Source organism: Streptomyces sp. P6-2-1, assembly GCF_050613165.1.
Lineage (GTDB): Bacteria > Actinomycetota > Actinomycetes > Streptomycetales > Streptomycetaceae > Streptomyces.
In genome coordinates, this window is record NZ_CP192513.1 from 5,807,255 (window position 1) to 5,815,990 (window position 8,736).

At 71.5% G+C, this 8,736-nt stretch carries 9 protein-coding genes; 5 read left to right on the forward strand and 4 right to left on the reverse strand.

What is annotated here, in order from left to right; translation table 11 throughout:
- Window positions 1-122: 122 nt before the first annotated feature.
- From ACQYWQ_RS24685 to ACQYWQ_RS24700, 4 genes are read left to right on the forward strand one after another with little or no spacing between them, the layout of a single operon-like run.
- Entirely contained in the window at window positions 123-1,160 is a 1,038-nt protein-coding gene (locus ACQYWQ_RS24685; RefSeq protein ID WP_431037555.1) for a hypothetical protein, read from the forward strand.
- 21 nt (window positions 1,161-1,181) lie between these two features.
- Window positions 1,182-2,072, forward strand: coding sequence for a hypothetical protein (locus tag ACQYWQ_RS24690; protein ID WP_431037557.1), 891 nt, complete (start codon window positions 1,182-1,184; stop codon window positions 2,070-2,072).
- 13 nt (window positions 2,073-2,085) lie between these two features.
- The gene (locus tag ACQYWQ_RS24695; RefSeq protein ID WP_431037558.1) at window positions 2,086-2,352 is read left to right on the forward strand and encodes a hypothetical protein; all 267 of its coding nucleotides are present in this window, start codon (window positions 2,086-2,088) and stop codon (window positions 2,350-2,352) included.
- 14 nt (window positions 2,353-2,366) lie between these two features.
- Entirely contained in the window at window positions 2,367-2,810 is a 444-nt protein-coding gene (locus ACQYWQ_RS24700) for an RDD family protein (RefSeq protein WP_431037560.1), read from the forward strand.
- Between the two features lie 307 nt (window positions 2,811-3,117).
- Here ACQYWQ_RS24700 and ACQYWQ_RS24705 read toward each other — a convergent pair whose 3' ends face one another.
- Window positions 3,118-4,437 carry a lysine N(6)-hydroxylase/L-ornithine N(5)-oxygenase family protein gene (locus ACQYWQ_RS24705; protein WP_431037561.1) on the reverse strand — a complete coding sequence of 440 codons (1,320 nt, stop codon included), beginning with the start codon at window positions 4,435-4,437 and terminating at the stop codon, window positions 3,118-3,120.
- 80 nt (window positions 4,438-4,517) lie between these two features.
- Here ACQYWQ_RS24705 and ACQYWQ_RS24710 point away from each other — a divergent pair, with 80 nt between their 5' ends.
- The gene (locus ACQYWQ_RS24710; protein WP_431037563.1) at window positions 4,518-5,471 is read left to right on the forward strand and encodes a methionyl-tRNA formyltransferase; all 954 of its coding nucleotides are present in this window, start codon (window positions 4,518-4,520) and stop codon (window positions 5,469-5,471) included.
- Here ACQYWQ_RS24710 and ACQYWQ_RS24715 read toward each other — a convergent pair.
- The 3 genes from ACQYWQ_RS24715 to ACQYWQ_RS24725 are packed head-to-tail and all read right to left on the reverse strand — an operon-like array spanning window position 5,450 to window position 8,576.
- On the reverse strand, window positions 5,450-6,436 hold the full coding sequence (locus tag ACQYWQ_RS24715) for an ABC transporter ATP-binding protein (RefSeq protein ID WP_431037564.1): 987 nt from the start codon (window positions 6,434-6,436) through the stop codon (window positions 5,450-5,452). The genes ACQYWQ_RS24710 and ACQYWQ_RS24715 overlap by 22 nt on opposite strands.
- Window positions 6,437-6,440: 4 nt before the next feature.
- Window positions 6,441-7,538 carry a FecCD family ABC transporter permease gene (locus tag ACQYWQ_RS24720; protein WP_431037565.1) on the reverse strand — a complete coding sequence of 366 codons (1,098 nt, stop codon included), beginning with the start codon at window positions 7,536-7,538 and terminating at the stop codon, window positions 6,441-6,443.
- Between the two features lie 3 nt (window positions 7,539-7,541).
- The gene (locus ACQYWQ_RS24725) at window positions 7,542-8,576 is read right to left on the reverse strand and encodes a FecCD family ABC transporter permease (RefSeq protein WP_431037567.1); all 1,035 of its coding nucleotides are present in this window, start codon (window positions 8,574-8,576) and stop codon (window positions 7,542-7,544) included.
- Between the last annotated feature and the right edge of the window lie 160 nt (window positions 8,577-8,736).

The following is an 8,736-nucleotide window of genomic DNA, read 5'->3' on the forward strand; positions in this document are numbered from 1 at the left end:
CCTCACCATATGCACTCTTTGCCGTCATATTGCGTGTGGTGGAGCCGATTCCCGGCCGGATATCGTCGGTTCACCGGGGGATGCCCTCTCCTCGTCACGCTCGAACCTCAAGGAGCAGGACCGTGGGCTTCAAGGGAATGGACGACGTCCAGGCGCCGAAGCTGGCCGCCGCCGTCGACGTCATGGGTGGGACACTCACCATCCAGGGCGGATTGATCGGCGGAATTCTCGCCAAATGGGACGCCAAAGCCGAAGGGGTCTCCGCATTCCCCAGGAAGGCTTCCTGGGCGACGGACGAGGCCAAGGACATACGGCGCCGCCTCGGCATCGCGAAGGACGACCCCGAGGCGGTCCTGACCTTCGCCAGTCTCTCCGGCGCCCTGGAGACGTGGAAGGAGTTCAAGGAGGGCACCCTCAAGGACATCAAGACGCCCTTCAAGATCCTCAAGATCCCCACGGCCGTCGAGGCGACGATGCACCTCTACGAGCGCTGGGCGCAGGGGCAGAACGTCGCGGGCGCCCGCGCGGTGTGGGAACTCAACAAGTACTTCGGGTCGGCGGACGCCCGTATCAAGGCGAAGCGCGGCGAACTGCTGAAGGAACTCCTCAAGGACCAGAAGATCCGCAACTGGTACAAGGAGCCCTGGAAGTGGCAGCAGAGCGTCCGTCGCGTCGCCATGCGCCTGAAGATTCCCTACGCGGCGAAACTCTTCAACAAGGCGCCCGGCGCGGGAATGCTCGCGCGGCGGGTCTTCCTGCCGCTGAGCATCGTCGACGGCGTCAAGCAGATGTTCCTGCCCACGCACACGGGCGCGTACGGGGTGGCCGACCGCGGCATGGGGCTCCTGGAAGCGGGCGGGGCCGTGGCCGTACTCGGCGGCGCGAGCATGGCGGGGGCGCTCGGCGCCTCGGCGGCCGTCGCCGCCGCGGTGCCGGTGGTCGGCTGGGTCGCGCTCGGCGTGGCGGGCACCTACTTCCTGGGCAGCTGGGCGTGGGACAAATGGGGGGACGACATCAAGTCCGGCGCCAAACACGCCTGGAACGCCACCAAGGAATGGGGCGGGAAAGTCAAGGACAAGGGGGCCGAGATTGTCGACGGGGCGAAAAAAGCGGTCACCAACCTGGTGCCCAACACCGTCAAAAAATACAAGTTCTGGTAAGCGAGAAGCGGACGCACCATCATGCCGAACCCTGATATCGACATAGAACTCCAAGAGTTCCGCGGAATTCTGGCCGAGGCCCTCGCGGAGGGGGGCACGCAGCCCCTGCTGCGGCTCACCGACGAAGAGATCGCGATCCTCGATCCCGCGTCACTGACCGAATGCGTCGCCCCGACCCCGCGACTCGCCGAACTCTCCGGCCAGGAACGCGAGTGGGTGTACGCCACCGCGCTGCGCTCCCTCGTCTCGCGCGAGGCGGTCGACGTCGCCAACATCGACGAACTCGACGCCGTGCTGCGGGCCTCCGAGGAGCGGCGCGAGGCCGCGGAGGCCGCAGGGGAGCCCCCCGCCGAGGGCACGGACCCGGGCTCCCGGCCCTCGGGCGTCGACCTGGACCTGCGGGTGACCCCCGAGGTGAGTCTCGCCCTCACGCTGCGCAGGACCGCCACGCGGGCCCTCGCCGTCGAACAGCACACGTCGAGCGGGCTCACCCACCTGCTCGTCTACGTGCACGCCGAGGACCTGTACCTCGTGGAGCGCGTCACCTCGGGCGGCCTGCACATGTTCACCCTCGCCGCTTCCGCGAAGGACGCGGCGGACATGGCGCTCCTCTTCGTCGACCCCTTCGAGGTCGCCGACAAGGACGGACCGGCCCAGCGGCTCACGCCCGAGCAGATCAGCCAGGAGAACGTCGGCCGGGCCCTCGGCGACGCCATCGACAACGCCCTCGTCGTCGGGCAGACCGTCCTTCTGGCGGACGCCCCTGGGCCGCTCCTGACGACGTACGCGACCGACAAGGCCCTGTGGACCGTGTACGTCGAGAAGCCCCATGCCCCGACCGGCATCGAGGCGCGCCCGGTCGGCAAGAACACCCTGCGCACGATGGTCACCAAGCTGATCAGCCCGAACTGAGAGGGCCGACGTCATGTCACGAGAGAGCGAATGCCGTGAGGACCTGCGCAAACTCAAGCGCTACGCCGACGAGTTGGAGAACTCCGTCGACAACGTCCAGAAGCTCTGCGGCACGGACACGTGGAAAGGCCCCAAGAGTGAGCGCTTCCGCAGCGATTTCTCCGGCCACAAGAAGCAGGTAAAGGACGCCCTGGACCGCGCCCGCGCCGCGATGGACCTGGCGCTCAAGCGTGTGGAGAGGGAAGAGGCGGAGAAGAAGAAGTCCGGAGCGGGGAAGTAGTGGAAAGCAGAGCCGTGGTCGACCAGCAACCCACCATCGGCCGGCAGCCGGCCCCCACGCAGGCACGCCGCGTCACCGCGGCGGTCGTCGACGCCCTCATCGCCCTGCTGTGCGGCCTCGCGGCGGGCGCCGCGGCCGGTGTGGAGGTGGTGGACGGGGTCGTCGAGCTGCGCCCCGGCTCCCCCGCGGTATGGGGGACGGCGCTCGGCACGGCCCTCGGCCTCTCCTTCCTCAACCAGGTCCTGCTCACGTGGGCGACCCGGGCCAGCCTCGGAAAGCTGCTGGCGGGCCTGCGGGTGGTCCGCGCGGCCGACGGGCGCCGCCCCGGCCCCCTCCGCCTGGCCGGCCGGTGGCTGTTCGGCTTCTACTGGATGATCGTGTTCGTCCCCGTCCACATGGCGACGGACAGCGACGTGGAGCACCAGGACGCGGTGGGCCTGCGCACGGTACGGCGCTGACCCGGCCGGGGGACGTGGCCCGCGCACAGGAGGCGGCACGTGCCGCGGGCCCCGGCCGATCGGCCCGGCGGCCGGGCCGAGGAGACGCCAGGTCCGCCCCGCTCCCGCGTGGCGGGACCGAGCCGGCCCGGCGTCCGCTCGCGTGTGAGGCGTCCGCTCGCGCGTGACGGCTGTGGCGGGAGGTACGTGCCGGTACGTCTTCCGCCCGCCCGTGGGGGTGCCCGGAGGAGCGAACGGCGGAGGCACGCGGCCGCCCGCCCCCGGGGAATCGTTCCGCCGGGGGCGGGCGCCTCGCCGCGGCCCGGGCTCAGACCGCCGCGGCCACCTTCCGCCCGTTCAGGAGCGAGCGGTGGATCTCCTCCGCGCGGACCGCCACCGTGGACAGCAGGGTGCTCGTGAGGCCGTGGGTGTGCTCCGTGCTGCCCTGGAGGTAGATGCCGGCCGTGACCTCGGGGGTGGTCTCGACGCGGTGGTCGCGGTCGACGCGCAGCGCGTCGCCGTCGTCGCGCAGGCACAGCTTCGCCGCGTCGCCGAGGAGCGCGCCGAGGTCGCGCGGGCGGTAACCGGTGGCGAGGACGAGGATGTCCGCCGCCAGCACCTCGCGCTCGCCCGTGGGCAGGAACTCCACGGTCACGTCCAGCGGGGCGCCCGGCCTCACCTCCCTGATCCGGGAGACGTTGAGGAAGCGCAGGCGCTCGCGCCCGGCGACCTTCTCGCGGTACGCGGTCGCGTACAGGGACTCGATGAGGTCCATGTCGACGACCGAGTAGTTGGTCGAGCGGTGGTAGTCGAGCAGCGACTGCTTCACCTCCGACGGCGCCGAGAAGTAGACGTCCACCGCGTCGGGGTCGAAGACGCGGTTCGCGAAGGGGCTGTCGTCGGCCGGGGTGTACCCGTACTTCGCGAACACCGAGCAGACCTCGGCCTCGGGGAACGTGCGGTGCAGGTAGTCCACGGACTCGGCGGCGCTCTGCCCCGCGCCCAGCACGACCGCCCGCCGCACCGGGGCGCCCGAACGGGCCAGTTCCTCCGCGCGCGGGATCAAGGCGCTGTTGTGCCACACGCGTTCGCCGAGCGCGAGGCCCGGCGGGACGTGCGGCTCCAGGCCCAGGGCGACGCTGATGTTGCGTGCCCGGTGCGTCGTGCGCGCCCCCTCGGCGTCCCGGCTGGTGACGTCGAAGCACGTCACCTCGCCGTCCTCGGCGCGCACCGGTTCGACCGAGACGACCTCGCTCCCGTACGCGACCTGGTGCGCGACCCGCTCCGCCGCCCACTCGAAGTACTCGTGGAACTCGGCGCGCAGCGGGAAGAGGGTCTTCTGGTTCAGGAAGTCGATCAGGCGCCCTCGCTCCCGCAGGAAGCACAGAAAGCTGTAATCGCTGGTCGGATCGCGCAGCGTGACAAGGTCCTTGAGGAAGGACACCTGCATCGTGGCGTCGTCGATCAGCATCCCCCGGTGCCAGCCGAAGCGGGGCTGGCGCTCCAGGAACAGCGCATCGAGGCGTCGGTCCGCCGCGAGGTGCGCGTTGTGTTCCTCAACAGCTATGGACAGAGCGAGATTTGACGGGCCGAAACCGATCCCGACCAGGTCGTGGACGGGCTCGGAACCCGTAACCGGTGCATTCACCTTCGCATCGCCTCCTCAGGCAACGACATGTTAGATAAGGTAAGGCTTACCTAGCAATGCGGTCGTGGAGGAGTGCACATATGCGGGTCGTCATGCTCGGCTACCAGACCTGGGGTCATCGCACGCTGCGGGCGCTGCTCGACTCGGGGCACGAGGTGGCGCTCGTCGTCACGCACCCGAGGAGCGAGCACGCCTACGAGAAGATCTGGGACGACAACGTCGCCGAACTCGCCGAGAAGAACGGCGTGCCCGTGCTGCTCCGCAACCGGCCCGACGACGCCGAACTCCTCGACGCCGTGAGGGAGGCGCGCCCCGACATCATCGTCGCCAACAACTGGCGCACGTGGCTGCCGCCCGAGCTGTTCGACCTGCCCCCGCACGGCACGCTCAACATCCATGACTCGCTGCTCCCCGCCTACGCCGGGTTCTCGCCGATCATCTGGGCGCTCCTCAACGGTGAGGAGCGTGTCGGCGTCACCGCGCACCGCATGAACGCCGAACTCGACGCGGGCGACGTCCTCGTGCAGCGCGCGGTACCCGTCGGGCCCACCGACACGGCGACGGACCTCTTCCACCGCACGGTCGACCTCATCGAGCCGCTCGTGCGCGAGTCGCTCGACCTCATCGCCTCGGGGCGCGACGCGGGCCAGTGGGTCCCGCAGGACCGCGCCCGCGCGAGCTTCTTCCACAAGCGCGCCGACGAGGACAGCCGCGTCGACTTCCACTGGCCCGCCGAGCGCCTGGAGCGCCTGGTACGGGCCCAGTCGGACCCGTACCCGAACGCGTACGCCTTCCACAAGGGCAAGCGCCTGCGTATCGTCGCGGCGGCCGTATCGGAGGGCCGCTACGGTGGCACGCCCGGCCGGATCTTCATCCGCGAGGGCGACGGCGTGGTGGTCGTCGCCGGGCCCGAGGCGCACACGGGGCGGCACCCCGGGCTGCTCGTGCGGCGGGTGCGCACCGAGGACGGGACGGAGTACGCGGCGCAGGACTACTTCCGCACGATGGGCGGCTACTTGACCTCGCGGCCCTGAGCGACGGGGCTCCCCGCGGGTACGGGGACCGGGACGGCCGACGCGTCCTCGGGCCCCGTGCCACCGTCCCCGCCGGCGCGCTCTGTGCCGCCGTCCCCGCCGGCGCGCCCCGTACGACCGTCCTCGCCGACGCGCCCCGTGCCGTCGTCGTTCCCGCCCCCGTGGTGCCTGCTCAGCGGGATGACCAGCGGGGTGTGGCTGACCGGGTCCTTCGTGATGCGGCAGCGCAGGCCGAAGACGTCCTCGACGATCGTCTCGGTGACGACATCGGCGGGGGCGCCCTGCGCGACGATCCTGCCCGCCTTCATGGCGATGACGTGATCGGCGTACCTGCACGCCTGGTCGAGGTCGTGCAGGACCATGACGATCGTGCGGCCCTCGCGCCTGTTGAGGTCCGTGACGAGGTCGAGCACGTCGACCTGGTGGGCGAGGTCGAGGTACGTCGTGGGCTCGTCCAGGAGCAGGACGGGCGTTCCCTGCGCCACGGCCATCGCTATCCACGCGCGCTGCCGCTGGCCCCCCGACAGCTCGTCCACGGCGCGGTCGGCCAGTTCCGTGAGCCCGGTGGCCGCGAGCGCCGCGTCCACGGCCTCCTCGTCCGCCTTCGACCACTGCCGCCACCACGTCTGGTGCGGGGCGCGGCCCCGGCCCACGAGGTCCCCGACCGTCAGGCCCTCGGGCGCGACGGGGGTCTGCGGCAGGATGCCGAGTTTGCGGGCGAGTTCGCGTGTGGGTACCGACTGGAGCGCGGCTCCGTCGAGTTCGACGACGCCTTCGCGGGGGGCGAGGAGCCGGGCGAGCGCGCGCAGGAGTGTGGACTTGCCGCAGGCGTTGGCGCCCACGATGGCCGTCACCCTGCCGGTGGGCACGGTGAGGTCGAGGCCGGCGACGACCGGGCGGCCGTCGTAGGCGAGGTGCAGGTCCCGGGCGCGCAGCTCGGGTCCCTTCGGCTCGGTGAGCGACATGGGTTCAGCCTCCAGAGCCCGCGCGGTTGACGCGGATGAGCAGCCACAGCAGGACGGGGGCGCCGAGGGCGCCGGTGACGACTCCGACAGGGAGTTCGGTCCCGGGGATCGCCTCGCGCGCGAGGAGATCGGCGCCGAGGACGACGAACGCGCCGGTGAGACCGGAGACGAGCGGGGGCGGCGTCGCCGTACCGGCGAGCCGCAGGGCGATCTGCGGGCAGGCGAGCGCCACGAAGGCGACGGGTCCGGCCGCAGCCGTACCGAAGGCGACGAGGCCGACGCCCGCGAGGAGCAGCGCGAGCCGCACGGGCTGTACGGGGGTGCCGAGCCCGGCGGCGACGTCGTCGCCGAGCTGGAGCGTCCGCATCCAGCGGCCGAGGCCGAGGGAGAGCGGAAGGAGCACGACGAGGGAGATCGCGAGCGTGTCGACCTGGCCCCACGTACGGCCGTTGAGGTTGCCGACGAGCCAGCCGAGCGCCTCCTGCGCCTCGAAGCGCGTGCCGCGTGCGACGAGGAAGTCCGTCGCGCTCGTGCAGATCCAGGAGACGCCGATGCCGACGAGGATGATGCGGTAGCCGGTCGCGCCGCCCTTCCACGCGAGCGCGTAGACGAGGAGCGCGGTCGCGAGCGCGCCGAGCAGCCCGAGCGTGGAGAGCCCGAGGCCGCCGGTCCAGCCGAGGACGACGGAGGCGACGACGGCGGTGCCCGCGCCCTCGGTGAGCCCGATCATGTCGGGGCTCGCGAGCGGGTTGCGGGTCATCGTCTGGAAGACGGCGCCCGAGACGCCGAAGGCGAGGCCGACGAGCAGCCCGGTGAGCGCGCGCGGCAGGCGCAGATCCCGCACGATGCTGAGCGTCCCCGGATCGCCCGCGCCGAAGAGCGCCTTGACGACTCCGGTGAGGCTCACGGGGTAGTCGCCGAGCGCGAGCCCCCAGCAGAAGAGCCCGAACGTGCCGACGGCGAGGGCGAGTCCGGTGAGCAGGAGGCGCGGGCGCAGGATGCCGGAGACGGGGGGAGCGGCCAGCCGGAAGGGGCGGTCGCGCAGGACGGGGCGCTTCGCGGGAGCGGTCCCGGGCGCGGCGTAGGAGGACGGGGCGGACACGGGCTATACCTCCGCGAGCTTCCGGCGGCGGACCAGGGCGATGAAGAAGGGCCCGCCGATGAAGGCGACGAGGACCCCGGCCTGTATCTCCGAAGGCCGGTCCACCATCCGCCCCACGAGGTCGGCGGACAGGAGCAGTACGGGGGCGAGCGCCGCCGACAGCGGGAGCAGCCAGCGGTGGTCGGGCCCGATCCCCGCCCACTGCGCGAGCACCCGCGCGAGGTGCGGGACGACGAGACCGAGGAAGACGACAGGCCCGATGACGGCGACCGACGCGCCGGTGAGGAGCACGATCGCGACTACTCCCTGGAGGCGCACGAGACCGAGCCGCCGGCCGAGCGAGGCGGCCACGTCGTCCCCGAGCGCGAGGCTGTTGAGCGCGGGCGCGCACGCGAGGGCGAGCAACGCGCCGACGGCGAGGAACGGCAGGATGCGTGTGAGATCGCCCGCGTCGCGGTCGGCGAGCGTGCCCGCCGACCAGAAGCGGTACCTGTCCAGGGCGTCCTCGTCGGTGAGGACGACGGCGCTCGTGAGCGAGGAGAGCAGGGAGGTGACGGCGACCCCGGCAAGGGCCAGCTTGACCGGGGTCGCCCCCGATCGTCCCAGGCGCCCGAGGAGGAAGACCACGACACTGGCGACGAGGGCGCCGAAGAAGGCGAACCACACGTAGCCGTAGAGCGATCCGACTCCGAGCACGGCGACCGAGACGACGATCGCGAAGGACGCGCCCGCGCTCACGCCGAGAATCCCCGGGTCGGCGAGCGGATTGCGCGTCAGGGCCTGCATGAGGGCGCCCGCCATGCCGAGCGCGGCGCCTGTCGCGAGGCCGAGCAGGGTGCGGGGCATCCGTACGGACCAGATCACGTTGTCGGTGAGCCGGTCGGGTGGCTGCCCGAAGAGGGTGCGCACGACGTCGTCGAGCGGGATGCTCCGCGCCCCGAGCGCCACGGAGAGCAGGGACAGGACCACGAGCAGGGCGACGAGGAGGGCCGCCAGAGCCGTGGTGCGCAGTCTTCCGGAGGTTCCGCCTGAGGTCACGTGCCGGTCTCCATGCCGTAGTTCCCCTTGTCGGGAGAAGGTAAGGCAAGCGTAACTTCAGCCGCTGTGACGTGAGTCGCTCGCCTGATGCCCTGTTGAGTTAGGCAACCCTTACCTTACTATGCGGGGGGTCGCGGTTCCGCTTGGGCCGCGTCGCGGT

Coding starts and splice junctions, on each gene's coding strand:
- ACQYWQ_RS24690 (WP_431037557.1), top strand. CDS start 1,182: ATGCCGAACCCTGATATCGACATAGAACTCCAAGAGTTCCGCGGAATT.
- ACQYWQ_RS24695 (WP_431037558.1), top strand. CDS start 2,086: ATGTCACGAGAGAGCGAATGCCGTGAGGACCTGCGCAAACTCAAGCGC.
- ACQYWQ_RS24710 (WP_431037563.1), top strand. CDS start 4,518: ATGCGGGTCGTCATGCTCGGCTACCAGACCTGGGGTCATCGCACGCTG.
- ACQYWQ_RS24715 (WP_431037564.1), bottom strand. CDS start 6,436: ATGTCGCTCACCGAGCCGAAGGGACCCGAGCTGCGCGCCCGGGACCTG.